Below are 24,427 nucleotides of genomic sequence, written 5' to 3'. Positions count from 1 at the left end.
AGGAGGACTTACAACAATGGCATTGGAATCAATGAAGGACATGCTTAACAAAGGTCTTAAAGAAGGTTACGCTGTTGGTCAATTCAACATCAACAACCTGGAATGGACGCAAGCGATTCTTGCTGCAGCTGAAGAAGAGAAATCGCCGGTTATTCTGGGCGTATCCGAAGGTGCAGCTCGTTATATGGGCGGCTTCACGGTCGTAACGGCAATTGTTAAGTCGCTGATTGAAGAAATGAAAATTACGGTTCCGGTTGCAATCCACCTCGACCATGGTTCGAGCTTCGAGAAATGTAAAGCAGCGATCGACGCTGGCTTCACGTCCGTCATGATCGACGCTTCGCACCACCCGTTCGAAGAGAACGTTGAGACGACGAAGAAGGTTGTTGACTACGCACACGCTCGCGGCGTTTCGGTCGAAGCAGAGCTTGGTACGGTTGGCGGCCAAGAAGACGATGTAGTAGCAGACGGCGTTATCTACGCTGATCCTAAAGAGTGCAAAGAGCTCGTAGAACGTACGGGTATCGACTGCCTCGCGCCAGCACTCGGTTCGGTTCACGGCCCTTACAAGGGCGAGCCTAAACTGGGCTTCAAAGAGATGGAAGAGATCTGCCAAACGATCAAGCTTCCGCTCGTACTGCACGGCGGCACGGGTATCCCAACGGAGCAAATCAAGCGTGCGGTATCCCTTGGTACGGCTAAAATCAACGTGAACACGGAGAACCAAATCGCGTTCACGAAGGTTGCTCGTGAAATTCTGGCTAACGACGCTAAAGTTTACGACCCTCGTAAATTCCTGGCTCCAGGCCGCGACGCAATCAAAGCAACGGTTATCGGCAAAATGCGCGAGTTCGGTTCGTCCGGCAAAGCGTAAGAACGACATACCAATAGAAAGAGCTAGACAGCTGTATTTTTCAGCATGTCTGGCTCTTTTTCATTTTATTAGCGAATTCTATGTTAGGAGCAATAATAATGTAACAAAAATTTTGGATGTTCTAGATATATAGTAGTTCAAGCCGAAGCAGAACACGAGCAAAGAAGAGGCGGCAGCACTGATCTATCGCATTTATACGACTTTGTAGAGATTTCTGCCGGGGTGCAACAAAGCCTGCATTTTGATGCAGGCTTTGTTCATTTTAGAGCGGGGAATGTCATGTATCGTCTGCATGAAAAAAAGCCTGCACATTGCGTACGTGCAGGCTTTACGTATTCGTATAGGATTAAAGTTTGTCTACCGTGTATCCGGCATTCTCCAATTGGGTTACGATACCGTCCGGCCCGAGCATATGAAGTGCGCCTACGACGATCAGATACGTTTTCTTGTCCGCGCTCATAAGGTAGCCCTTAATCTTCTCGGTCATACCGTCGTTGCGCTTCGCTATAAAACCTTCATAATACTCCGGTGTCGCCGCGATCGCATTTGTATATTGAACGAGTAATTGCTCATCCCCGGTCGTCCACATTTTCGATAATTCGTCTATACCGGCGTTGTTATCGATGTCTTGGCTGAAAGAGTTAATCGCTCCGTTAAGCAGAGCCTCCTGCAGCGAATCCGAGAATCCGCTATATACTCCCCATTGCAGCTCAACGGATTCAAGCTCAATAATGGTCTTGCCGTTTTCCTTCGCTTTCTGCAGCAGGTAGGCATCAATACCGAGCGCGGTCTCATAGTCGCTTTGCTGCAACTTCAAGGTCTGCAGCACGAGATCAACGTACCAAGGCTTGTAGTTATCCATCGAGTTCGGATCAAGTCCTTGTAATGCGAGAGCGGTCGTAAGCTTACGGTAGGTCGCCGCAGATATATGATCCTTTAATGTTGTGCCATCGTTGTACATGCCATTCGTCTTTATGAAGCTGGAGAGAGACTCTTGGTTAGGGCTTGTAATATCAGCCTCGACCCCTAGATAATCGGCGGAGTTGAGCGCTTGCTCGATTTCAGGCCGCAGCGGATACATCGAGTCGCTCGCAGCGTGGATCGATCCAAGCAAGTAGACCGTGTTTCCATCATGCTGCACTCGCCACAAAAATCCTTTGCTTGCAGCCTTCTGTGGCGGCGAAGTAAGGGTAATCGTATTCGAAGCGGCGGTCCAGCCGACCTTATAGCCAGTTGCCTCACTGACGAAGCGGAGTGGTACGTAGGTTACGTTGTGTATGATACGTGGTGCGGCTGACAATTGTACGGCGCGGCCGTTCACCTCTGCCTTCGTACTGCCGATCTGCAGTGAGAAGCTGAGATTGCCTCTGCTGCCGGATACGGTTTGCTGCTGGCTGTTCCAGGTGATTTGAATGTCTAGCAGCTTGAATAAAGATCGCATAGGCACGAACGTAGTGCCTTGAGTGACGAATGGCTGGCCATCCGGTATGGACACGGAGGTACCGTCCAATACAACCTTTACCGGCTGGGGTTTTGGCGAGGCATAGCTGGAGGACGCGAAGGCTGTCAACATGACGACGAGAGACAGGAATAGGGCCAATAACTTCTTGTATATCATAAGTACCTAATCAATCTCCTTGTATCATTGGAATAATAGAACGTCACAGTAGAACTGTATTTCTAAATTATTCGATGGAATACAAGAATATCCTTTAATGGAATGATTGATATAACGGATATGGGCTATAATAATTCGTAATAATCGGCATGGAAGAGGAGGGCTGTTGTTGTTGGTCGGCAGGGTTGAGGTACTGCGGCAGCGATATCAGGCAGGCGGCTCCGCGATAGGTCATTGGAACCGCCTGCCCAAAATCATGAATTTCAGGTCATCAATATCCGAGAATGTGATAGCCAGAGTCGACGTGAATCACTTCTCCGGTAATGCCGCGAGAGAGCGAGCTAAGCAAGAACATCGTTGCGTCGCCTACTTCATCTTGATCGACATTTTTGCGAAGTGGGGCTTTACTCTGGATAGTGGCGAACAGATCAGTGAATCCGGATACCCCGCCTTTGGCCGACAGCGTACGTATTGGACCGGAAGAGATGGCGTTAACCCGAATTCGATGCGGTCCAAGATCGTCGGCTAAATACCGGACGCTTGCCTCCAGCGCTGCCTTGGCCACACCCATGACATTATAATTGTTAACGACTCGCTCCGCGCCCAGATACGTCTGGGTGACGATGCTTCCGCCTTCCGTCATCAATGGCTTGCATGCCCTTGCTACGGATACAAGCGAATAAGCGCTAATATCGTGAGCTAGGCGGAAGCCTTCGCGGGTCGTATCGACGTAATCGCCCTGCAGGTCGTCCTTCTCGGCGAACGCGACGGAGTGCGCCAGCCCATGGATGACGGGTACATGAGTCTTAATTTCGGCAAAGGCTGCTTCAATGCTTGCATCGTCGGCTACATCGCAGGAAACGCATAGCAGCGGCCTGATCTCATGTGCCGCTAGCAGCTGCGAGAGCTTCTGATAAGAGCGTTCTTTGCGATAGGTGAATATTAAGCTTGCACCCGCGCGGTGCAGTGACTTCGCAATTCCCCAAGCGATGCTTCGTTCATTGGCGACTCCCATTACGACAATGTTCATTCCTGACATTATTCCGGTCATCGTGTGTTATCCTCCAGCATTTTCGATTTGAGTACATAATCTTAGTATAATTATAGCACAAGATCTTAATACCAGGTGCTAATCAGGGGTGTCCAGAATAAGAATGATTACGCGGATCGGTGCATCGTGACGGTAGTTCGTAGTTTATACTTGGTTATATCACGATGTGGAGGCGAAGCATGCTTATCACGCACTACTTAGACCGATATAGAGAGGCGATTCTGGCGCTGCCTCTTCACCGGAGGTTGACGAAGGACGAACTGCTGACCGAGACGCTGCTGATGGAGCGTAACGGGAAGGTCGAGATGTACTACGCTCCGCACAACGAGTACGTGAATCCGGACGCGAAGATTGTGATTATCGGCTTGACTCCTGGCTGGTCTCAGATGGAGATCGCATTCCGCGTAGCTCGCGCTTGTCTCGAAGAGGGACGAAGTGATGAAGAGGTCTGCCAGCGGGTGAAGGAGGCGGCCCGATTCGCTGGCCCGATGCGGCAAAACTTAATCAGTATGCTGGATGAGCTTGGCTTACATCATAAGCTGCAGCTGACATCGTGCAGCGAGCTGTTTGAGTCTGGGCAGCAGCTGCTGCATACGACATCGGTGCTCCGGTTCCCGGTGTTCGTCAATAAACGTAATTACAATGGAACGACCCCTCCATTGCTTACTCACCCGCTGTTGAAACGGGAAGCTCGGTCGACGATCGAGGAGCAGCTGGACTATATGAGGCAGGCGTTAATTATCCCGCTAGGTGTAAGTGTGGAGAACGGTCTGCGGCAATTCGTAGAAGAGAGGCTGCTGGACAGGGCTCGGTGCTTGTGGGGATTTCCGCATCCGTCCGGAGCGAACGGGCATCGGCATAGGCAATTCGCGGAGCATGTCAAGGCAATGAAGAAGAAGCTGGATGCTCATTTCTGTACACTATAACCAATACAACGGCCCGGCATATTCGCCGGGCCGCGTTCTTATTTCTCGGTCATGCTGTGCAGATCGGAGGTCAGTTTATCGAGCTGCAGGAAGCTTTCGACAATGTCGAGAATTCGGGCGTCTTGTGTCGTCATGCTGGCCGACATCTCCTGTGTAGCCGCCATATTCTGCTCGGTAATGCCGGCGATCGTCACGATCTGATCCGTAATGCGCGAGTATTGCTGGGTGAGCTCTGAAGCCGATCGATCGACCTGCTCAGAGTGATCGTCGAGCCTTTCTGTGCCTTCGGCTAATGAGCGCATTACCTGGACGACCTTCTGTGCAGCAGAACTGCCGTCAATTACGGATTGCTGTCCTTGGAGTACCTGCTCCGCAGCCAGCTCGGTCTTGGTCCGGATGCTTTCGAGAATTTGTTCAATCTGCTCGGTGGACTGTTGAGACGTCTCGGCAAGCTTGCGAATTTCGTGCGAGACGACGGCGAAGCCACGACCATGTTCACCAGCGCGAGCCGCTTCAATCGCGGCATTCAAGGCGAGCAGATTCGTCTGTGCAGAAATATGTTTGATCGTCGACACGATATCACCGATTAGCTCGTTCTGTTCACCGAGCTCATTCATCAACCGAACGGATTCGTCGATGGTATCGTTAATATGCTTCATTTCGGATTCGAGTCTGTTGGCTTCTTCGCTGCCGAATTGAGTTAATTGAGCAGAGCTGACGGACAGCGATCTCATTTCGTTCGAGCGATGTGCCAGTGAAGTAACCGATTGCTCGATTTGTACAATTGAATCGCTAATCTCGTTAATGCTCGACGTCTGTGTCTCGATGCTGGATGTAATTTCGTTGAAGGCAGTCGTGACTTCCTTCGAAATAGCACCCGTGGACGTAATGTTGTGCTTCAGCTTAGAGCTGAAATCGTTCAAAAGCGTAAGTGAAGCCGATATTTGCTCCACCATTTCGAGCGATTTGTTCCTCTCTTCAACAGCATGATCATGTTGAGTCTGTACATCACTTTGCAGTCGTTCGCTGAATTTGGCCGAGACGTACAATGGAATCGCAACCATAGCGAGGAACAAGCAAATCGTGATCGGACTGTTGTTCGTGAACACTTCTTGCTTAAAATCGGGGTCGAGGATCAAGTAAGCTGTAAGCCCTGCGCCCATGAATGTTGAGTAAGCAATGGCTCGGGAGCTCCCGTACAGCGTCATAATGGCAAGATTGACGTATACGAGCAAATAAGTCGAGATAATAGGGCCGGTGTAAAGCAGCAGCAGCGTCAGTACGGTAACGATGGTCGAAATAAGATACATGATGTAGGTCGGAAACCAGCGCTTGTACGTGAGTACAGTCGCTATGCTGCAGGTTACTGTGCCGACGATGGCCAACACGATAATCGAGTCCGTGCCTGCGCCGGTTAGAAAGTCGACAACGATGCCAAGCAGCAGCATGCCCCAGATAATTTTGACGAGCAATTTGTTGCGTTTGTGCAGCGTCTCGATGTAATTCATAATCAAACCTCCTTTTTTTATTGTCAATATTCTGGAATAATAATAACACAAGTCGACAGAATTCTACATAATTTCTGAAAGATTCGCTGTTTTTCAACATCCAGGAGTCTTTTGTAGGTTATTTACTTTTTGGCGAAATGAGGAAGGCCATGAGATCCTATCCGCTTCCTTGGCGAAGAAGCGTAGTGGGCTCTCATGGCCTTCTAATCTTCTCTTCGTTAGTCAACATTAACCGCGCGCAAGCTCTTTGCGAACGATTGGTGCTACTTTAGTCCCGAGCAGCTCGATGGCGTGAAGCACTTCGGAATGCGGCAATGTACTGACGTCGAGGTGAAGGAAGAAACGCGTCAGGCCAAGATTGCGGCGCAGCAGGACGATTTTCTCTGCGACATATTCAGGATCGCCGACATAAAGTGCTCCGCGCAGGCTGCGTGCTGCATCGAAAGCGTCGCGGTCGTAAGCGGGCCAGCCCCGCTCGCGGCCAATGACGTTCATCTGTATCTGCGTTGCTGGGAAGAAACGGTCCGCGGCTCCCTCGGTTGTATCGCCGATGAAGCCGTGCGAATGAGTCGCAATCTGCAGCTTGCTTGGATCGTGACCGGCACGAAGGGCAGCTTGCTTATATAGCGAGACGAGCGAGGCGAACCTCTCTGGCATGCCGCCGATGATGGCGAATACGATCGGCAGGCCGAGCATTCCGGCGCGAACGGCCGATTCCGGGTTGCCGCCGCTCGCGATCCAGACCGGCAGCGGCTCTTGCACCGATCGTGGATATACGCCTAGATTGTTGATCGCTGGACGGTGTCCGCCCGGCCACGACACTTTCTCAGACTGGCGGATTTTGAGCAGCAGCTCCAGCTTCTCATCGAATAGAGCGTCGTAGTCCTCCAGGCTGTAGCCGAACAGTGGGAACGACTCAATGAACGAGCCTCGGCCCGCCATAATTTCAGCCCGCCCGTTCGAGATGGCATCCACAGTTGAGAACTGCTGGTACACTCGCACTGGATCGTCTGAGGATAAGACGGTGACGGCGCTAGATAGCCGGATGTTTTTCGTGACAGCAGCTGCCGCCGCAAGAATAACAGCAGGCGAGGTAGCTGCATAATCGGCGCGGTGATGCTCGCCGATCGCATAGACATCGAGGCCGACTTGATCAGCCACTTGAACCTCTTCGATGGCGTTGCGAATTCGCTGAGCGTGGCTCATTGCCTTGCCGGTCGCCGGGTCGGTTGCTGTCTCCAGAAACGTACTAATCCCGATCTCCATATCCGTTGCCGGGTTGACCATTGTGATTCGCCTCCTTATGTAATTAGTACAAGTGTACTAATAATTCTATGGTTTCTCAATAAAATGAAGTGAGATTTGGCATTGTTCGTGGGCGAGTCGGATGTCCAATATTGTACGCTTCTCTTGTAATATCGATTATTACCGCCGGAAGGTTTGCTCTGTACGCGCGTACATGGTACGCTAATAAGGAACCAGACAGGCTTCATAAACTATGCGGAGGTGTACAATGAAAGCGCTATTTATCGGGGGAACGGGAACAATCAGTTCTGCGATTACAAGACAACTGCTAGAGCAGGACTGTGAGCTGTATCTGCTTAATAGGGGAAACCGTAACGAGTCTTTGCCGGAGGGCGTAAAGCTTATTACGGCTGACATCAATGACGAAGCCAAAGTAGCGGAGCTCATCGATGGCATGACATTCGACGTGGTAGCCGACTTTATCGCTTTTGTGCCATCGCAGTTGGAGCGCGACTATCGATTATTCAATGGCAAGACGAAGCAATTTATATTTATTAGCTCGGCTTCCGCTTACCAGAAGCCGTTGTCAGATTACCGCATTACAGAAGGAACACCTTTATCGAATCCTTATTGGGAATATTCCCGTAACAAAATCGCTTGTGAAGAATATCTGATGATGCAGTACCGTGACCACGGCTTTCCGGTGACGATTGTCCGTCCGAGTCATACGTACGATGAACGCTCGATTCCGCTCGGCGTTCACGGGCGCAACGGCTCCTGGCAGGTGGCAAAGCGGATGCTGGAGGGCAAGCCGGTCATTATTCACGGTGATGGCACTTCACTCTGGACGCTCACGCATAATAGCGATTTCGCTAAGGGCTTCATCGGTTTGATGGGCAATATTCATGCGATCGGCGAGACGGTTCATATTACGTCTGATGAGAGCGTGACGTGGAATCAAATTTATGAGGTGATCGCGGATGCGCTCGGCGTGAAGCTGAACGCGGTGCACGTGACGTCCGAATTCTTGGCGGCAACGAGCACGGAGGATTATCGCGGCGGATTAATTGGCGACAAAGCGAATACAGTCGTCTTCGACAACTCCAAGCTGAAGCGGCTTGTACCGGGCTTTACCGCAACTGTGCGGGTTGACCAAGGCATTAAGGCGACGGTCCAGCATATACTCGCACATCCGGAGCTTCAGCATGAGGACCCTGAGTTTGATGATTACTGTGACCGGGTCATCAGCGCGATCCAGGCAGCAGCTGAAGCTGTACGTGGATAAGGTTATCAATTTGTAAACAGGCACAGTGAAGCAGCTTATACGGTTGAGACATACATGAGGCTGTATCGAAGCTTAGCCGGTTTCCCGAACGCGTTAGGGAGCCGGCTTTTTTATTAGGAATAAGCCTGCCAGTCATACTGGATATAATGGAAAATCTATGTTTACAAATAAAGGATGACGCTATATTATATAAATAAACATTCAGTTATTAAAAAGAGAGGGTGTTCAGCCCGTGGCAAGGACTGTGAATACACAAGCAAGAAAGGAGAAGCGGGATCGCATTCTGGAAGCAGCGGTTCAGTTATTCCCGGAGTACGGCTATGCGGGTACGACCTTTGGGATTATCGCCGAAAGCATCAATATTAGCGCAGCAACGATCCTGCTGTACTTCAAGAATAAGGAGGAGCTGTTCCGATGTGCGGTTGTCGAGCCGTTGGAGCAGTTTCGAGGGCCGTTCTACTCCTTCATGGAGGTAGAGGGGACGCCGCTGGACAAACTTCGGCACATGCTGGAGACGCATATCGGGATGGCTGCTGTCGGGCAGCCTTACATTCGGCTTGCTCATTATGTGTTAGGGCAATTCCGGCGCTTTCCTGCCGAGACTGCGGTGCTGGACGAATTCGGGAATCAATTTACGGAGAAGCTTGCGGCCATTATTGAGGAGGGGCAGGCGCTCGGGCAGTTGCAGACACAGCCGGCGTGGGAGGTTGCTTGGGCTTATTTTGGATTTTATCAAGGAGTCGCACTGACAGACCATACCCGGGCATCGACCGAATATTGGACTGGGATGCAGCGCACAGGTCTTAATTTGTTCGCTCCTGTTGTAAGCCTATAACGAAAGGGGAAGGCTGTCATGCATCTGCTGGAAATCGACCGTATAAGCAAGGTGTATAAGAAAGGCAAGTCTCCGGCCAATCGAGATATTAGCTTCTCGATTCGAGAAGGCGAAATTATCGGTCTGCTCGGACCGAATGGTGCGGGCAAGAGCACGCTTGTAAAGCAGTTGGTCGGACTGCTAGCTCCCTCGTCGGGCGAGATTCGTTACCGGGGGGTGAACGTGCTGAAGCAGCAGCGAAGAATTTCCTCGGAAATATCGTATTATGCACAGGAGCCTCATGCGTTAGGGGTATTGACGGCGGGGGAAGCTCTGCTGTATACCGGCATTTTGAGGGGGCTGCCGCGTCGGGAAGCGGAGAAGCAGACGAGAGAGCTGCTGGAGAGATTCAATATGGGCGAGCTGATCAACCGTCCTATCAAGAAAATGTCCGGCGGTCAGCGGCGCATGATCGGCATGGGCACGACGCTCATCGGCAACGCACCGGTGCTCGTGTTCGACGAACCGACCAATGAGCTGGACCCACTCAATCGTAAGCTCGTATGGGATCTAATCGTCGAGCATAATCGGAGAGGGGCAACGATCATACTTGTGACGCATAACGTGCTGGAAGCTGAACGAGTTGTCGATCGTGTTGCATTTATTAATCATGGGCGGCTGCTGGAGATTGATTCGGTCGCACAGCTGAAGCAGAGAGTCGATGGACGGCTGAAGCTTGATCTGACAGCGGCTTACGGCGAAGCGGAGCGTCTCATTGGCAGGATGGAAGGGTGGGGCGACATTCAACGGACAGGCGAGCACCGGATCAGACTGTACGTGAGCAAGGAGCGGGCGGGCCGGTTGCTTGATTGGATGATTCATGATTCGTCCCTTCCCATTGACGAGTATGCGGTATACCCTCCAAGTCTAGAAGATGTCTATGTGTATATCGATAAACAGAAGGCGGGAGCGGCCCATGCATAATGTAAGCGAGGTCAGGCCTGGTATAGGCAGAGTGTGGATAGAGCTTTCCATCTTGCTCCGAATTCAGCTCGCGATTGTTAGGGATCAATGGGTGATCGTGCTGCTTATGGCGACTATTTTCCCCTTATCAACGCTATTATCGATGAAGTTCATGTTCGGGGCTGCGACCGATCAAATTATGGTCAATATTATTGCCGGCAATATCGTATTCGCTGTGATCATGATGGGCTTTAACGCACTTGGACAGGAAATATCATGGCAGAAGCATCAAGGCTACTTCACCTATTATGCGTCGCTTCCGATTCAGAAGGTAAATTTTGTTCTGGCCCAAATGCTGCGCGGCTTAATGACGACCATGCCTTCGGTTATGATTATGGCGTTAGCGGGCGAGTATTTGTTCAATGTTCATCTGCGATACGAATGGGGATTGATTCCGATCTTTATTCTCGCGGTGCTGAGCATGGTTGGCATTGGGGCAGGAATTGGCTTCTGGTCGCCGAATCATCAGACGACGAGCAATCTCGTACAGGGGCTGATGATGTTTATCGGGTTTCTGTCGCCGGTCATGATGGAGCGTGAGCAGCTGCCATTCATTCTGCAATGGATTGGATACGTGTTTCCGACGACTTATGCGGCTTCGGCGCTTAGGGGAATGCTCACGGAAGGCTGGACGTGGGAAGTATCGGTCAATGCGCTCGTTATGTTCATGTTTGTTGTGCTTTCTTATTGGTTTATATTTAAAATGATCCGATGGCGCGCCGCTGATTAGAGGAAGCGAGCTAATCCAAATCCAGCGCGAGGAAGGGCGAACCGAGGTTAGAAGAATGGAACCATTAAGGGATGAGCGATACGTCGGAGAAGATTTTGGCGGCGGTGACTGGAGAGAGCGGGAGCTTGTGCGCTGCACGTTCGAACGGTGCCGATTTACAAGCTCCTCGTTGGAGGAGATGATAACGACAGGCTGCCGTTTTATCGAGTGTGAGTTCACAGGCGCGATGCTGAATGCGTCGCTGCATACGGAGACGGCCTTCTTGAACTGCCGATTTGAAGAGGCGAGCCTGTTCGTGGCGAAGTTTATGAATTGCAAGCTGACCGGTTCCGATTTCACGAAGACGCGGCTCGACGGTATCACTATTGTACAGGGTGACTGGTCATACACGAATTTGAAGCATGCTCATCTGGCGAAGCAGGATTTGCGCGGCGTCCTGTTCATGGAAGCGGATCTGCACGGTGCTAACTTGGAGAAGGCGGATTTGCGCAAGTGCGATTTGACACGCGCTCAATTATCACAAGCGAAGTTAACGGGTGCTGATCTGCGCGGGGCGGAGACGGCAGGAGTAGATTGGCTGACGGTGAATGTGAAAGGCGCAAGGATGGACGGAGCGCAAGCGGTTGGATTTCTCCGTTCTTATGGCGCGAAGGTGGATTAGGTCCGCGGGGATTGTCTTTGACTGGCCCAAGAACGAGAACAGCCTGCACATTGTGCAGGCTGTTTGTGTACATATCGAACAGGGGACTCCGATGATAGGCACTAGATCGTATATGGAGTTGCAGTAAATCTTTCCGCCTCTGCAACGGCATCCTCCAATGTCATGCCGGCAAAATGCTGCGCAGGCAGAAACCGCCCGCTCTTCCCGTCGTTGACGAAAGCGCCGACAGCAATGCCTGGCACGACAGTCTTCACGTCGTGGTGTGCATTCGGTCCGCCTAGATCGGTACGGCACCAGCCTGGATCAGTCAAGCTCAAGATGACGTTCGTTCCTTCTAGACGAGAAGCGAGATCCTTCGTAAACTTATCGAGCGCCGCTTTACTGGCAGCGTAGCCCGCTTGCTCCGGCTCGTTCCGGATGCCGCTCGTCGTGTTGATAACACGTCCGAAGCCGCGTTCAAGCATTCTCGGAATGAAATGATGACAGATCGTTGCAATGGCAATGAAATTGATGCGGAAGCTCATCTCAAAATCTTCGATTGGCGTATGCCAGAAGTCTGTCCGATAGGCGATCTGAACGGCTGCGTTGTTGAACACAATATCGACCTGCGTTCCTCTCGCGTCGATTTTCGCCAGCATCGCGACCACCTCGTTATGGTTCGCAAGCTCGGCTTGTACGCTGTAGGCTTCCACGCCAAGCGCCAGTACTTCCTGCTCGACCTTCCTCGTATGCTCTAAATCCCGGCTGTGCAGAATGAGATTCGCGCCTTGCTTCGCCATGAAGATAGCCGTCTCGTATCCAACGCCCCGGCTTGCCCCTGTAATAAGCGCCCATTTGCCCCTTACCTCTACCACAGTAAGCCCTCCCATTTCGGTCTGTTGTAATAGGTTACACAAGCTTACGCTATTCTGAGGGACATTGTACCACAGGTCATTGTAACAAAGTTATGACATAGGTTGCTTATCTTTTATGCTTTCGTGATGTTCAGAACTAAACCTTCAGGACAAAATTACCACAATAAATAAAAAGAGCAATTATAGAATATTTTATGAAAAAACTCTTGAAAAAATGTTGGTAATGGGATAATATGGATTGCATTATTCACCTTTTTGACACATATTTCGCCTCATCAGGAAGGAAGGGATGCTTTTGCGCGTATTTCTGAAAGCAATACAGTTGAATTTGAAGGTGTTCATTGCGTATCCGAAGGGGTTTGCTATCTCGATCATTATTCATCCGTTTATCCTCTTGCTTAACATTTATTTGTTCAAGAGTATTTATGCCTACAACGGCACCTCTCACATTAAGGGCTATGACCTTACGCAAATGATCTGGTACTACGCGGTGACGACGTTCGTCTGGGTATTTACGTTCAATTTTGCTGATCGACGGATGTCGAACTACATTTTGGACGGGCAGATGGGACCGATGCTGCTGCGGCCGATGTCGCTGTTCCGCTTCGAGTTGGCGAATGCTATTGCGCTTCGCATTACTGGCGTCCTGTTTGAGTTCGTGCCGGATATGATTATTTATCCGCTTATTTATCCACCCGATTTCTTGACGTGGGCATCGTTCGGCAAGTTTCTGGTTATTATTACGTTGGCCTTCTTTCTCCATTTCTTAATCAACTACTTGATTGGCTTGAGCGCGATGGTGACGCAAAATAACTCAGGCGTTAACGCCGTCAAAGGTGCCCTTGTTATGCTGCTCGGCGGGAGCCTGATTCCGCTTGACTTCTTCCCTAGCTGGCTGCAGCGTATATGCGATCTACTTCCGTTCAAGTATATTTTCTACGAGCCGATCCGTTTCTTCATCAATCATCCAGATACCCAGTCAGGAATCGAATTTTTGCATGTAGTGCTTATGCAGCTTGCATGGATACTCGGGCTGTATGCGGTTTGCCGGATGGTGTGGGCGTTGTTGATTCGTAAAGTTGTCGTGGCGGGAGGTTAGACAGAGGATGGCTGCTACTTTTTCAGGACTGATGAGATTATACGTCTGGCATATGAAGCTAAGCGTCTCCCGGGCGATGATTTACCGATTTGATTTCATTACAGGGCTGTTCATCTCCGTCTTCGTCTCGGGACTCGGCCCGTTCGTGCAATATTTGTTCTTTACGCAGACGCGAGGCTATCCAGGCTGGACGCTGAACGAAATACTGCTGTTCCAAGGCGTGCTGCTGTTATGGTTCGGCATAAGGGATACGCTGTTCGGCAATATTCGGAACTCGGTAATGGACATGGTGTGGAAGGGAGACTTCGACCGGCTGCTCTTGAAGCCGTATCCGCCGATTGGCGTGCTGCTGTGCAGCGGCTTCCAGTTAAGCGGCATCGGATCGTTGATCGCTGGCCTGCTCTTCATGGGATACTCGTTAAGCAGGCTACATACGCATCTTATCGTCGTTTCTTATTTGCAGTTAATTGTGGCGGTGCTCGGCGGCGTTATTTTATTCATGGCCATCACCATTCTTTATTGCGCGGTTGTGATCATGCTCGTACAGATGAATCGGATCGGCGAAATGCTAGACCGGATTACGGACTTCGGCAACTACCCGACGAACATTTTTCCGCTCTTCTTGAAGACGGTTATGGTGACCGTGCTTCCATTCGCCTTGTGGGGCTTCTATCCGGCGCAGATTCTTCTGGGACGAGCCGATGGGATGCTGTGGTCCGCGGCCGGCTTCTCCGTTGTCCTGTTCGGAATAAGCATCGCAGTATGGAATCGTTGTCTTCGCAATTATACGAGTGCGGGGGGTTAAGCAGTTGAGTGAACCTATTATTGAAGTGAAGAATATAACGAAGACCTTCAAGAAAATCAAGAAAAAGGAAGGCTTTCTTTCGTCGCTTGCCGCTTTGTTCAGTCGTGAGTCCGAATTAATTAACGGCGTCGATGACGTCAGCTTCACGATTCGAAGAGGCGAGATCCGCGGCCTGATCGGGCCGAATGGAGCGGGCAAATCGACGACGATCAAGATGATGTCCGGCATTCTTCATCCGACGGGAGGAACGATTCAATCGCTCGGTCATATTCCATGGCTGGAGCGTGAGCAGTACGTGCGTAAGCTTGGCGTTCTGTTCGGACAGAAGACGCAGCTGTGGTGGGATCTTCCGCCAATCGACACGTTTGCCTTGAACAAAGAAATGTACAAAATTCCGGATGATCGGTATAAGGAGCGGCTTGACTACTTAATCGGTATGCTGGAGATCGGCCGCGTTGTCCATCAGCCCGTAAGGACGTTGTCGCTTGGAGAGCGAATGAAGTGCGAGCTCGTCTGTGCGCTGCTGCATGAACCGCCGCTTATTTTTCTAGATGAGCCAACGATCGGGTTGGACATCGTGTCCAAAGAAAATATTCGTTCCTTCATTAAACAGATGAACCGAGAGCATGGGACGACGTTTCTTATTACGACGCACGATCTGGCCGATCTGGAGAACCTGTGCGACAATGTCACGATTATTAACAAAGGGAAAGTCGTATTCGACGACACAATGCAGAACTTAAGCACTTATTTCGAGAATAGCAAAATCATCGACGTTAAGTTCGCCACTCCAGTGCCGGCGGCCCATCTGGAAGGCTATAAGGTGCTGGAGCTGCATCCGCAGTCAGCACTTATCGAGATCGATCTAAGCCGTCAGACGATCAAGGAGGCGTTCTCGGAAATTCTTGACCGTTTCCCGGTCATTGACATTAACATTACGAACATACCAATTGAGCAGGTTATTAAGCACTTATATACGGCATAGGGACGAGAAGGGTCTGTCGGTATCGGCAGGTCCTTTTCTATAGACTATAGACAAAGTACAAGCCTAAGTTCGCCGTGTGAGCGTCTTAGGCTTGTTCACAAGAAACTTGCCGCATTACGAAGAGGGAATATTTTTGTTATTCGGGGCTTATCTCGTTCAAATGCTTGATCGGCGCTTTGACTTTCGGCGCGTCGCCTGCGATTGTACGAATTTGCTCCAGGATGTCGTCATTGAGCTTGATATGCGCTGCGGGTACCGCTGTTTCGATATGCGAAGGCTTGCGCACGCCGACAAGTGCAGAGGTCGCTGCCGGATGGGCGAGTACATAAGCGAGGGCAAGCTGGGCAACGGTTATGCCAAGCTCGTCCGCAAGCGTCTTCAATTGCTCGACGATGGCAAGATTCCGCTCGAACGATTCGCCTGTATGAATGAGCGATTGTGAACGCCAATCATCGGCGGCGAAGCGGGTGTCAATCGTATAGCTACCGGACAGTAAGCCTGAAGCTAGCGGGCTGTAGGCGAGCACGCCGACACCGCTGCTTTTGCACAACGGCAGCACCTCCTGCTCGATAGAGCGCGATATGATAGAATAGGAGTTCTGAATGGAATCGATATGACGAACGGCCAGTGCATGGTCCAATAGAGAGGCCGATACGTTGCTAAGCCCGATGTAGCGTACTTTGCCGTCCTGTACGAGCTTATCGAGCGCGCGTACCGTCTCTTCGATCGGCACGTTATCGTCCGGCCAATGCAGTTGATAGAGGTCGATGTAGTCGGTACGCAGGCGGCGAAGCGATTCCTCCGCTTCTCGGATGATCGAGCTGTAGCTTCCGTTTCGGGTAATATTTCCGCTGGTGTCCCATACAAGACCGCCTTTGGTGGCTATGAATACATCACTACGGTCCTGATGAAGCGCTTGACCGAGCAGTTCCTCGGAATGGCCAAGTCCGTAGACAGCCGCCGTGTCGTAAAGCGTTACGCCGGCATCCAGTGCGGCACGGATGCCATAGATGGATGCTTCGTCGTCCTGCTCGCCCCATGTGTACGTCCAGCCCGGGCCGCCTACTGCCCAAGCGCCGAAGCCGATGACGGATACGAGCGGACCGTTCTTGCCTAATGGCCGGTATTTCATCGATTATTCTCTCCTTTGTGCTGCAGCTTTGCGGCTGTAATAGATTTTGAATAGATTGCTCCTATGGTATCATTATGGCATGGATATATTTGGTTATCGATAGGTTTGGTTATCCTAGGTCTGACACCACCAGTATGAATAGACAATGGAAACTGTATAGGGAGAAGGTGAAGCGAGATGAAGGATGACGGTCGGCGGACGGAGTTGGGACAGTTTCTGCGTATGCGCCGGGAGAGGCTTAATCCGTCGGAGTACGGTTTTGAGATCGGGAGAAGACGTCGCACACCCGGCCTTCGGAGAGAAGAGCTTGCCCATATCGCAGGGGTTAGCGTCTCATGGTATACATGGCTGGAGCAGGGGAGGAAGATAAACGTATCTCCACAGGTGCTGGACAGCGTTGCTCGTGCGCTGCAGCTCAATGCGGCAGAGCGCAGGCATTTATTCTACCTTGTCTTCGATGCTGCTGAATACAGTGCTGCGGCCGCCGAGCCAGCCGTTGATTATAAGCTTCAGGCAATATTAGATTCATGGGCCGAGCTCCCGGCATTTGCCATTGACGAGCAGTGGGATATCGTGGCTTGGAATGAAGCGGCCTGCCGTGTATTTACGATTGATTTTGCTCTGCTGGCTGGACGTGAACGAAACCTGCTGTGGATGAATTTCATGAACCCGGTTATGCGCCGACTGTTCGTCAATTGGGAGAAGGATGCGCAATCTATATTGGCGTTGTACCGCTCCGGCAGGCTGCTGCAGGACGAGACGATGGCTCAGGAGCTGTACGAGCGATGCTCAGAGTTCCGGCAGTGGTGGGAGCTGCAAGACATTCAAGTGACTTATGGTAGTGACAAATTGATTGATCATCCTGTGGTCGGTCGTATGAGCGTACGGCCTGTTACGTTGACGGCATCGGAGTATCCGATGCTTCGAATCGTGCTTCATATTCCAGCCGCACAGGGTGATGCTAGAGAGCGGCTGCGGCAGCTAGCTTCGCCGTAAACCATTGTAATTTGGAGCGGAATGTAATAAACTGATCGCAATTACATATCGATTCGGGAGCTTGTGGAAGCAGGCTGAGAGTATGGCTAATCCGTCATAGACCGTCATAACCTGTTGGGTAATGCCAGTGTAGGGACACGTATACCGCTAAGTGTGATGAATAGCGCTTCGCTTGCTCCTGCAGGCAAAGCGCTTTTTGCATATCGTCCAATATTTCATAGATGAGAGAGGTTGATTTAAGAATGAACATTAAGAACGTAACCAAGCTTCTTGATGAGGTTAGATCCCGTAATCCGCTCGTTACGAGCATGACGAATGTCGTGGTGACGAATTTTACAGCGAATGGTCTGCTTGCGTTGGGTGCTTCGCCGATAATGGCGTATGCTAAGGAGGAAGTGGCAGACATTGCGAAAATATCTGGGGCGCTCGTTCTGAATATTGGAACGTTGAACGAGATCGATGTCGCGGCGATGAAGATTGCCGGCGCTTCGGCCAATGAGCATGGCGTCCCGGTTATTTTTGATCCGGTCGGCGCAGGCGCAACAGCCTATCGTACGCGCGTATCTCAGGACATCATGAAGGAGCTCCGCGTGTCGGCGATTCGGGGCAATGCGGCAGAGGTGGCGAACGTCGTCGGTCAAGCCTGGCAGATCAAAGGCGTCGACGCCGGCGCGGGCGACGGCAACGTTGTGGAACTCGCGCAGACGGCTGCCCGTCAACTGAATACGGTGGCAATCATTACGGGCAAGGACGACGTCGTGTCGAATGGCACAGATACGTATGTAATCCATAACGGGGATGCGATTCTGACCCGCGTAACGGGAACAGGCTGCTTGCTGACATCGGTCGTCGGAGCCTTCGCCGCTGTCGAGCCGGATCTCGTACAAGCTTCGGCAGCGGCGCTTGTCGTATACGGTGTAGCGGCGGAAATTGCAGCGGGCAAGACGAAGGAGCAAGGTCCGGGCAGCTTCCAGATCGAGTTCTTGAACCAATTGGCACTCGTCTCGGCAGATGATGTTCAGCGTCTTGGCCGGATCGAGAAACTATAGAAACAAAGGGTTAGGAGAATGGGTATGACAGCAACGGCGAAAGCATTAACGGTAGCTGGCTCAGACAGCGGCGGCGGAGCGGGCATCCAGGCCGATCTGAAGACGTTTCAGGAGCTGGGTGTATTCGGTATGACGGCGCTGACGGCGGTAACGGCGCAGAATACACTTGGCGTACATGGCATTTACCCGCTGACGGTTGAGGCGGTGCAGAAGCAGATGGACGCAATTGGTGAGGATATGGGGACGGATGCTGTGAAGACAGGCATGCTGTTCAACACCGATATTATCCGCGGCGTGGCGGAGAAGATTGTCCAGTATAAATGGGACAAAGTTGTCATTGATCCGGTTATGGTGGCCAAGGGCGGCTCTGTTCTGCTTATGGAGGAAGCGCTGCGCGCACTGCGTGAGGTGGTGATGCCGCTGGCGCTCGTCGTGACGCCGAACGTCCCCGAGGCGGAGCTGATTGCAGGAATGAAGATTCGCAGTCTGGAGGATCGTAAGGAAGCGGCCCGCATCATCGCCGGTCAAGGCGCACGCAATGTCGTGATGAAGGGCGGTCATGACGAATCCGATCCTCATACCGTCATTGATCTGTTGTTCGACGGACGAGACTTTTATGAATTCCGTAGTCCGCGATTGGTGACAAGACATACGCATGGGACAGGCTGCACATTCGCAGCGGCTGTAACGGCAGAGCTGGCGAAGGGGCGCGGTGTGCTGCAATCGGTGGAGGTGGCGAAGGCGTTCATTGAGGCGGCAATCGAGGATACGCTGCATATCGGAAGGGGCCATGGGCCGACGAACCATTGGGCGTACAAGAAGCGGCAGCTATCGGCACAATCGGCAGCTTCGCAAGGAGCAGGCGAATGAGCGCGGCGGCTGTAGCTTGGCGTCAGGAGGAGACCCTTCGCAGGCTGCTGCAGGTGTATCTCATAATGGGCAGCAACAATTGCTTGAAGGAGCCAGTCGCTGTGCTGGAAGCGGCGATTGCCGGCGGCGTGACGATGTTCCAGTACCGGGAGAAAGGCACTGGTGCACTTACGGGCGATGATCGTCTTGCGCTGGCATCGCAGCTGCGCGGGCTGTGCCGCAAGCACGGCGTTCCGTTCATCGTCAACGACGACGTCGACCTTGCGCTCGCTCTAGATGCAGACGGCGTTCATGTCGGCCAGGAGGACGAAATGGCGGCAGAGGTGAGACGTCGGATTGGCGAAGACCGCATTCTTGGGGTGTCTGCTTATGATCTTGCCGAAGCGGAGGCGGCGATTCGAAGCGGGGCCGATTATATCGGTGTCGGGCCGCTGTTCAGCACGACGACGAAGGAGGATGCGAAGGCGGCCTCTGGACTAGCTGTGCTGGAGGAGATGCGGGAGCACGGACTGCATATCCCGATCGTCGGCATCGGCGGTATTACATCGGATAACGCCTCGGGCGTTGTGCGTGAGGGAGCAGACGGTGTCTCCGTCATTACGGCGATTACGCATGCGGCCGACGAGCGCGCCGCGGCGGAAGCTCTCCGGCTTGCGGTGACGCAAGGTTTGGTGGAGCGGGGGTAGTAGCAGGGGCTACGTTATATAGAAGATAAGCATCGCGTCGATGGTAGACGCGATGCTTATTTTGTCATAAGCTGGGTTGTATTAGAAGGTAGAACTGGACAATTCAAAGCACGTGAGGACAGGAGGCTTGGCGCATCCTCTGATTAATTCGCTGTCAAGCGTCTTATCGCCCTGATTTGGCATCCAAACGGGCACAATTTCGGCGGCATATGCGGGCTGATTATGCCTCTAGAAGCACTTGGAAATTCACTGAGGCCGTCATAAAATAAAGACACTTGGGCTGCTGCCTAAGAGTTCGCATAAAGGAATGAGGATCGCATGGAGATTCGCCGCATCGTTGCGGAGGAAGTGCCGGCAGTATATGCGCTGATGGAGGATGTCGTATCACGGCTTCCATCGAAGACGCTGTATGCAGTGGATGATGAGGCTTATTTCTACACGCATGTTGAGGAGCTGGGCGGGATCTATGGGGCCTTTCAGGACGGACGGCTTGTTGCTTACTCTGTGCTGTCTTTTCCGGGGAATCGGAACTGGAATCTTGGAAGTGAATTTGGCGTTCCGCAGGAGGAGTTGGTGAAGGTGGCCGTGCTTGATGGGACTATTGTTCATGAGTCAGCACGGGGACTCGGACTGCAGCGGCTGTTCAGCCGGATTCGAGAGCAGCGGGCACGGGAGAAGGGGATGCTATACCTATACGCAACGGTTCATCCTGACAATGCGCCAAGCATACGGAATCTCGAGGAGGCTGGGCTGACAGTTCAGTTTACCCGTCCAATGTATGGCGGAGTGATGCGTCAGTGTTACTCGAAGCGGCTGGAGCCGCTGGAGGCAGGAACGGAGTTGTCCTTAGACATGGAACTGTACAGCAGACGTGTCGCAATAAAACCGGGAGAATAGACGAAAGCTCCACGAAATGCTATGATTTCATGAGCGGCACCAAGTGCGCGAATGGATGTTAATTGCGGAGGAGAACGCATATATGGCTAGACGAAGCAGTACCAGCCGGCCTGTCACGGGTCCGGACAAGCTAGATCACCGAGTACATGTCCTGCTCAAGGAATGGGCGGGTCTTAGCGGCTTTTATGGTTATAAGGACATGGGGTTGGATGAAATTTTGGAGCTCGTGAACACGCAGGGCTACAAGACGGAGGTCGACCGTTCCGATCCTTCGGCTAGAGTCGTCGTCATGTTCAAGGACGGCTCGGCGGTTCGCAAGAGCAAGTTCGTGCTCGACGAGAAGGGCCGCGCGTTGAAGGTTTATTAAGAGCTTATGAAGGCAGCTGCATCGCATGGGCTGCAATTCGTCAGGACCGGTGTCATCGGATGATGATGCCCGGTCCTGTCTGCGTCTGTGCCCCATTATCGCAGGTATTTATCGGAAACTGCAAGGCAATGACAGACGAGTTTCTCTATCTATAGTGCAGTGCTGGCCAAAAGTTAACGTTGACGTAAGCTTTAGTATTAAGTAATATATGACATGCTTTGTTTAGAAGCAGTGCTGAAGGTATCGACCGTCTGGTGTGACACGAAAAGTGATGCAGCAGCGAGTAGTTAGGTGCTGGGTCGTCTGGTAGGCGCAGCTGCAGCTGATCATCGATCAGAAGCAAGTATAAAATTTCAGCTAAATTAAAGGAGTTTGAGCAAAAGTATGCATTCTAAAGAGCAACCCAAGGTTGGCATGTTTAGCCAGCCGATGGCGGTATGGGCGGTTATTTTCGCCTGCATTATTGCCTTCATGGGTTTGGGTCTTGTCGACCCGATCCTGCCGTCCATCGCGAAAAATTTTAATGCATCCGATTCAGACGTCACGCTGCTCTTCACGAGCTACAATGCCGTCATGGCGATCGCGATGCTTATTACGGGCGTTATTTCCTCACGGTTAGGCATCAAATGGACGCTCGTTATGGGCGTTATTGTTATTGCTATATTCTCGTTCTTAGGTGGCTTATCTAACAGTGTATTAGGACTCGTCCTGCTGCGCGGAGGCTGGGGTCTGGGCAACGCGATGTTCGTTGCAACGGCGCTTACGGCTGTCGTCTCTTTGTCTAAAGCGGGCGTCGCACGCTCCATCATTCTATTCGAGGTTGCCGTCGGTCTTGGTATTTCGGTCGGCCCGCTGCTCGGCGGTGAGCTGGGCGCGATCTCATGGCGCGGTCCTTTCTTCGGTGTAGCAGGCTTGATGGTATTCGCGTTCATTCTGCTCATGGTGCTGATGCCATCACCAAATAAATTGACAGGTGCTCCGAAGAAGAAGACGTCGATGCTTGACCCGTTCCGCGCGCTGAAAAACCGCGCCCTTCGTACGTTCGGCATTACAGCGTTTCTTTATAATTTTGGTTTTTTTACCTTGCTTGTATATGCAGCGCTGGTGTTGGGTCACATTCATCATCTCCACGAGCATCAGCTCGGCTATGTATTCCTCGGCTGGGGACTGCTGTTGGCGTTCACGTCCGTATTCGTTGCGCCTAAGCTGCAGAAATGGCAGGGCACGGTTCCGGCCATGTGTGTGCAGCTGCTTCTGTTCGCAGCTACGTTGTTCGTCATCGCGAACTGGACGTATGAGAAGGAAGTTGTCATATGGATGGTTGTTCTGTCAGGCGCATTTCTCGGGAATAACAACACCCTCATTACAACGGGCGTTATGAACGCTTCGACAATCGTACGCTCGACAGCCTCGGCCGCATATAGCTTCTTGCGCTTTATCGGCGGTGCAATTGCTCCTTATCTGGCGGGCAAGCTGTCTGAATGGTACGACCCGCATATGCCGTTCACGGTTGGCGGCGCGTGTGTTGTTCTGTCCGTCGTGTTCCTGTGGTTCAACCGCAAGTATCTGAAGCATGTTGACGAAGTAGAAGGTCATTAATGATTGGCTATCCTCTTTTTCCTTGGCTTATGGAGCACTCTTGTGTTCCTTCCTCAGTTCTGGGACAATAGGCAGTAGGATCAATCGTTTTGAAGAGAGGATAACTCATGAACCAACCATCGATATATCAATTTACGTTTGACCAGCTGGTCGCTTGGCTGCAAGAACGTGGACATAAGAAATTCCGCGCGACGCAAGTATGGGAATGGCTGTATCGGAAGCGGGTAACCGATTTCGCGGCAATGAATGACGTACATCCGACTTGCATCGCGCTGCTCAAGGAGCATTTTTGCATTCAGACATTGACGGAGCATACGAAGCAGGTATCAGCAGATGGCACAATCAAGTTTCTGTTCCGTCTGTCTGACGGCAATCTGATCGAGACGGTGTTGATGCGGCATAAGTTCGGACTGTCTGTATGCGTCACGACGCAGGTCGGGTGCAACATTGGCTGCAGCTTTTGTGCGAGCGGATTGCTGGCGAAGAGCCGTGATCTGTCGAGCGGAGAAATTACGGAGCAAATTATGAAAGTGCAGCTGCATCTCGATGCGGCCGGACAAGGTGAACGGGTTAGTCACATCGTGGTGATGGGAATCGGAGAGCCGTTCGACAACTATCAGAATATGTCCGATTTCATCAATACGGTAAAGGATCATAAAGGATTGGCCATTGGTCCTCGTCATATTACGGTGTCAACGAGCGGTCTTGCCGGCAAGATCAGAGAGTTCGCTGATTCCGACCTGAACACGAATCTGGCTGTTTCGCTGCATGCACCGAACGATGAGCTGCGGACGTCGATCATGAAGATTAACAAGGCTATCCCGATTGTCAAGCTGATGGACGCGATTGATTATTATTTGGCGAAGACGAAGCGGCGTATTACGTTTGAATATATTTTGCTCAAGGACGTGAATGACCGGATTGAGCACGCGCAGGAGCTTGCGGCGCTCGTCGGCGATCGTCGTGAACTGGTGAACGTCAATCTCATCCCGTACAATCCGGTTGATGAGCATAGTCAGTATCAGCGCAGCACGCAAGAGGCCATTCGGGCCTTCTATGATGTGCTTAAGAAGAACAATGTGAGCGTTAGCGTTCGCCTGGAGCACGGAGCTGACATCGACGCGGCATGCGGTCAACTGCGCAGCAAGCAGATTCGGGCGGCGAAGGAAGCTTAATTCGAGCAGACGTTATTCGATGAGAATAGCGTCTGTTTTTTGTGGGCGTGCTGATTGAGGGGGAGAGCGAGAAAAAGGAGCTAAATTTGTCGCTTGAGAACCAAAAGTGTGTCGTAAGAGTCCAACTGGAGCGACTAGAGAGAGGCTAACTCATTAAGGGAGCCTCTCAATAATAAAA

24 protein-coding genes are annotated in these 24,427 nt (G+C 51.8%); 18 read left to right on the top strand and 6 right to left on the bottom strand.

Annotated elements, in window-relative coordinates; genetic code table 11:
- Positions 1–16 precede the first annotated feature (16 nt).
- The gene (locus PXY01_RS08760) at positions 17–874 is read left to right on the top strand and encodes a class II fructose-bisphosphate aldolase (RefSeq protein ID WP_127569371.1); all 858 of its coding nucleotides are present in this window, start codon (positions 17–19) and stop codon (positions 872–874) included.
- Positions 875–1,220: 346 nt separating this feature from the next.
- Here PXY01_RS08760 and PXY01_RS08755 read toward each other — a convergent pair whose 3' ends face one another.
- Positions 1,221–2,492: a TraB/GumN family protein gene (locus PXY01_RS08755; RefSeq protein ID WP_127569369.1), complete on the bottom strand. Its 1,272-nt coding sequence runs from the start codon at positions 2,490–2,492 to the stop codon at positions 1,221–1,223.
- A 271-nt stretch (positions 2,493–2,763) separates the two neighbouring features.
- Positions 2,764–3,543: an enoyl-ACP reductase FabI gene (gene fabI, locus PXY01_RS08750; RefSeq protein WP_127569367.1), complete on the bottom strand. Its 780-nt coding sequence runs from the start codon at positions 3,541–3,543 to the stop codon at positions 2,764–2,766.
- Between the two features lie 179 nt (positions 3,544–3,722).
- On the opposite strand from fabI, the gene PXY01_RS08745 reads away from it, so the two are divergent.
- Positions 3,723–4,469 (top strand): uracil-DNA glycosylase family protein, encoded by a 747-nt coding sequence (locus PXY01_RS08745; RefSeq protein WP_127569365.1) that lies wholly within the window; start codon positions 3,723–3,725, stop codon positions 4,467–4,469.
- A 38-nt stretch (positions 4,470–4,507) separates the two neighbouring features.
- Here PXY01_RS08745 and PXY01_RS08740 read toward each other — a convergent pair whose 3' ends face one another.
- Both PXY01_RS08740 and PXY01_RS08735 read right to left on the bottom strand, forming a co-directional pair.
- Positions 4,508–5,977 (bottom strand): methyl-accepting chemotaxis protein, encoded by a 1,470-nt coding sequence (locus tag PXY01_RS08740; RefSeq protein ID WP_127569363.1) that lies wholly within the window; start codon positions 5,975–5,977, stop codon positions 4,508–4,510.
- Positions 5,978–6,205: 228 nt separating this feature from the next.
- On the bottom strand, positions 6,206–7,264 hold the full coding sequence (locus tag PXY01_RS08735) for an LLM class flavin-dependent oxidoreductase (protein WP_127569361.1): 1,059 nt from the start codon (positions 7,262–7,264) through the stop codon (positions 6,206–6,208).
- 226 nt (positions 7,265–7,490) lie between these two features.
- On the opposite strand from PXY01_RS08735, the gene PXY01_RS08730 reads away from it, so the two are divergent.
- The 5 genes from PXY01_RS08730 (at position 7,491) to PXY01_RS08710 (ending at position 11,735) form a co-directional block, all read left to right on the top strand.
- Positions 7,491–8,507 (top strand): SDR family oxidoreductase, encoded by a 1,017-nt coding sequence (locus tag PXY01_RS08730; protein WP_127569359.1) that lies wholly within the window; start codon positions 7,491–7,493, stop codon positions 8,505–8,507.
- Between the two features lie 232 nt (positions 8,508–8,739).
- Positions 8,740–9,342, top strand: coding sequence for a TetR/AcrR family transcriptional regulator (locus tag PXY01_RS08725; RefSeq protein WP_164744348.1), 603 nt, complete (start codon positions 8,740–8,742; stop codon positions 9,340–9,342).
- Between the two features lie 18 nt (positions 9,343–9,360).
- Entirely contained in the window at positions 9,361–10,305 is a 945-nt protein-coding gene (locus PXY01_RS08720) for an ABC transporter ATP-binding protein (RefSeq protein ID WP_127569355.1), read from the top strand.
- Complete coding sequence (locus tag PXY01_RS08715) at positions 10,298–11,074, top strand: ABC transporter permease (RefSeq protein ID WP_127569354.1); 777 nt, start codon at positions 10,298–10,300, stop codon at positions 11,072–11,074. Before PXY01_RS08720 ends, PXY01_RS08715 begins: the two co-directional genes overlap by 8 nt.
- A 55-nt stretch (positions 11,075–11,129) precedes the next feature.
- Entirely contained in the window at positions 11,130–11,735 is a 606-nt protein-coding gene (locus PXY01_RS08710) for a pentapeptide repeat-containing protein (RefSeq protein ID WP_127569352.1), read from the top strand.
- 101 nt (positions 11,736–11,836) lie between these two features.
- Here PXY01_RS08710 and PXY01_RS08705 read toward each other — a convergent pair whose 3' ends face one another.
- Positions 11,837–12,589, bottom strand: a complete 753-nt coding sequence (locus PXY01_RS08705; RefSeq protein WP_127569350.1) for an SDR family NAD(P)-dependent oxidoreductase — start codon at positions 12,587–12,589, stop codon at positions 11,837–11,839.
- 289 nt (positions 12,590–12,878) lie between these two features.
- Here PXY01_RS08705 and PXY01_RS08700 point away from each other — a divergent pair, with 289 nt between their 5' ends.
- The 3 genes from PXY01_RS08700 to PXY01_RS08690 are packed head-to-tail and all read left to right on the top strand — an operon-like array spanning position 12,879 to position 15,478.
- Positions 12,879–13,688, top strand: a complete 810-nt coding sequence (locus PXY01_RS08700; RefSeq protein ID WP_127569348.1) for an ABC transporter permease — start codon at positions 12,879–12,881, stop codon at positions 13,686–13,688.
- A 7-nt stretch (positions 13,689–13,695) separates the two neighbouring features.
- Entirely contained in the window at positions 13,696–14,493 is a 798-nt protein-coding gene (locus PXY01_RS08695; protein ID WP_127569346.1) for an ABC transporter permease, read from the top strand.
- A gap of 4 nt (positions 14,494–14,497) precedes the next feature.
- Entirely contained in the window at positions 14,498–15,478 is a 981-nt protein-coding gene (locus tag PXY01_RS08690) for an ABC transporter ATP-binding protein (RefSeq protein WP_127569344.1), read from the top strand.
- A 136-nt stretch (positions 15,479–15,614) separates the two neighbouring features.
- On the opposite strand, the gene PXY01_RS08685 is transcribed toward PXY01_RS08690, so the two are convergent.
- Positions 15,615–16,610 (bottom strand): aldo/keto reductase, encoded by a 996-nt coding sequence (locus PXY01_RS08685; protein WP_127569342.1) that lies wholly within the window; start codon positions 16,608–16,610, stop codon positions 15,615–15,617.
- 177 nt (positions 16,611–16,787) lie between these two features.
- Between PXY01_RS08685 and PXY01_RS08680 the strand changes: the two genes are divergently transcribed.
- The 8 genes from PXY01_RS08680 (at position 16,788) to rlmN (ending at position 24,249) form a co-directional block, all read left to right on the top strand.
- A complete protein-coding gene (locus PXY01_RS08680) occupies positions 16,788–17,606 on the top strand; it encodes a helix-turn-helix transcriptional regulator (RefSeq protein ID WP_127569340.1) in 819 nt (272 codons plus the stop codon).
- Between the two features lie 242 nt (positions 17,607–17,848).
- Positions 17,849–18,655, top strand: a complete 807-nt coding sequence (thiM, locus tag PXY01_RS08675; protein WP_127569338.1) for a hydroxyethylthiazole kinase — start codon at positions 17,849–17,851, stop codon at positions 18,653–18,655.
- Positions 18,656–18,679: 24 nt separating this feature from the next.
- On the top strand, positions 18,680–19,525 hold the full coding sequence (gene thiD, locus PXY01_RS08670; protein WP_127569336.1) for a bifunctional hydroxymethylpyrimidine kinase/phosphomethylpyrimidine kinase: 846 nt from the start codon (positions 18,680–18,682) through the stop codon (positions 19,523–19,525).
- Positions 19,522–20,211 (top strand): thiamine phosphate synthase, encoded by a 690-nt coding sequence (gene thiE, locus PXY01_RS08665; protein WP_127569334.1) that lies wholly within the window; start codon positions 19,522–19,524, stop codon positions 20,209–20,211. The genes thiD and thiE overlap by 4 nt, the downstream gene beginning before the upstream one ends.
- A gap of 318 nt (positions 20,212–20,529) precedes the next feature.
- Entirely contained in the window at positions 20,530–21,108 is a 579-nt protein-coding gene (locus PXY01_RS08660; protein WP_127569332.1) for a GNAT family N-acetyltransferase, read from the top strand.
- Positions 21,109–21,190: 82 nt separating this feature from the next.
- Entirely contained in the window at positions 21,191–21,475 is a 285-nt protein-coding gene (locus tag PXY01_RS08655) for a hypothetical protein (protein ID WP_127569330.1), read from the top strand.
- Between the two features lie 384 nt (positions 21,476–21,859).
- On the top strand, positions 21,860–23,074 hold the full coding sequence (locus PXY01_RS08650; protein ID WP_127569328.1) for an MFS transporter: 1,215 nt from the start codon (positions 21,860–21,862) through the stop codon (positions 23,072–23,074).
- Between the two features lie 107 nt (positions 23,075–23,181).
- Complete coding sequence (gene rlmN, locus PXY01_RS08645) at positions 23,182–24,249, top strand: dual-specificity RNA methyltransferase RlmN (protein WP_127569326.1); 1,068 nt, start codon at positions 23,182–23,184, stop codon at positions 24,247–24,249.
- Positions 24,250–24,427 lie beyond the last annotated feature (178 nt).

It is taken from the genome of Paenibacillus xylaniclasticus (assembly GCF_004001065.1).
Classification (GTDB): domain Bacteria; phylum Bacillota; class Bacilli; order Paenibacillales; family Paenibacillaceae; genus Paenibacillus_T; species Paenibacillus_T xylaniclasticus.
This window is presented reverse-complemented; position numbering and strand designations above follow the sequence as displayed.

Excerpts from the sequence above, each read along its gene's own strand:
- PXY01_RS08760 (WP_127569371.1), top strand. The coding sequence starts at position 17 with ATGGCATTGGAATCAATGAAGGACATGCTTAACAAAGGTCTTAAAGAA.
- PXY01_RS08755 (WP_127569369.1), bottom strand. The coding sequence starts at position 2,492 with ATGATATACAAGAAGTTATTGGCCCTATTCCTGTCTCTCGTCGTCATG.
- fabI (WP_127569367.1), bottom strand. The coding sequence starts at position 3,543 with ATGACCGGAATAATGTCAGGAATGAACATTGTCGTAATGGGAGTCGCC.
- PXY01_RS08745 (WP_127569365.1), top strand. The coding sequence starts at position 3,723 with ATGCTTATCACGCACTACTTAGACCGATATAGAGAGGCGATTCTGGCG.
- PXY01_RS08740 (WP_127569363.1), bottom strand. The coding sequence starts at position 5,977 with ATGAATTACATCGAGACGCTGCACAAACGCAACAAATTGCTCGTCAAA.
- PXY01_RS08735 (WP_127569361.1), bottom strand. The coding sequence starts at position 7,264 with ATGGTCAACCCGGCAACGGATATGGAGATCGGGATTAGTACGTTTCTG.
- PXY01_RS08730 (WP_127569359.1), top strand. The coding sequence starts at position 7,491 with ATGAAAGCGCTATTTATCGGGGGAACGGGAACAATCAGTTCTGCGATT.
- PXY01_RS08720 (WP_127569355.1), top strand. The coding sequence starts at position 9,361 with ATGCATCTGCTGGAAATCGACCGTATAAGCAAGGTGTATAAGAAAGGC.
- PXY01_RS08715 (WP_127569354.1), top strand. The coding sequence starts at position 10,298 with ATGCATAATGTAAGCGAGGTCAGGCCTGGTATAGGCAGAGTGTGGATA.
- PXY01_RS08710 (WP_127569352.1), top strand. The coding sequence starts at position 11,130 with ATGGAACCATTAAGGGATGAGCGATACGTCGGAGAAGATTTTGGCGGC.
- PXY01_RS08700 (WP_127569348.1), top strand. The coding sequence starts at position 12,879 with ATGCTTTTGCGCGTATTTCTGAAAGCAATACAGTTGAATTTGAAGGTG.
- PXY01_RS08695 (WP_127569346.1), top strand. The coding sequence starts at position 13,696 with ATGGCTGCTACTTTTTCAGGACTGATGAGATTATACGTCTGGCATATG.
- PXY01_RS08685 (WP_127569342.1), bottom strand. The coding sequence starts at position 16,610 with ATGAAATACCGGCCATTAGGCAAGAACGGTCCGCTCGTATCCGTCATC.
- PXY01_RS08680 (WP_127569340.1), top strand. The coding sequence starts at position 16,788 with ATGAAGGATGACGGTCGGCGGACGGAGTTGGGACAGTTTCTGCGTATG.
- thiM (WP_127569338.1), top strand. The coding sequence starts at position 17,849 with ATGAACATTAAGAACGTAACCAAGCTTCTTGATGAGGTTAGATCCCGT.
- thiD (WP_127569336.1), top strand. The coding sequence starts at position 18,680 with ATGACAGCAACGGCGAAAGCATTAACGGTAGCTGGCTCAGACAGCGGC.
- thiE (WP_127569334.1), top strand. The coding sequence starts at position 19,522 with ATGAGCGCGGCGGCTGTAGCTTGGCGTCAGGAGGAGACCCTTCGCAGG.
- PXY01_RS08660 (WP_127569332.1), top strand. The coding sequence starts at position 20,530 with ATGGAGATTCGCCGCATCGTTGCGGAGGAAGTGCCGGCAGTATATGCG.
- PXY01_RS08655 (WP_127569330.1), top strand. The coding sequence starts at position 21,191 with ATGGCTAGACGAAGCAGTACCAGCCGGCCTGTCACGGGTCCGGACAAG.
- PXY01_RS08650 (WP_127569328.1), top strand. The coding sequence starts at position 21,860 with ATGCATTCTAAAGAGCAACCCAAGGTTGGCATGTTTAGCCAGCCGATG.
- rlmN (WP_127569326.1), top strand. The coding sequence starts at position 23,182 with ATGAACCAACCATCGATATATCAATTTACGTTTGACCAGCTGGTCGCT.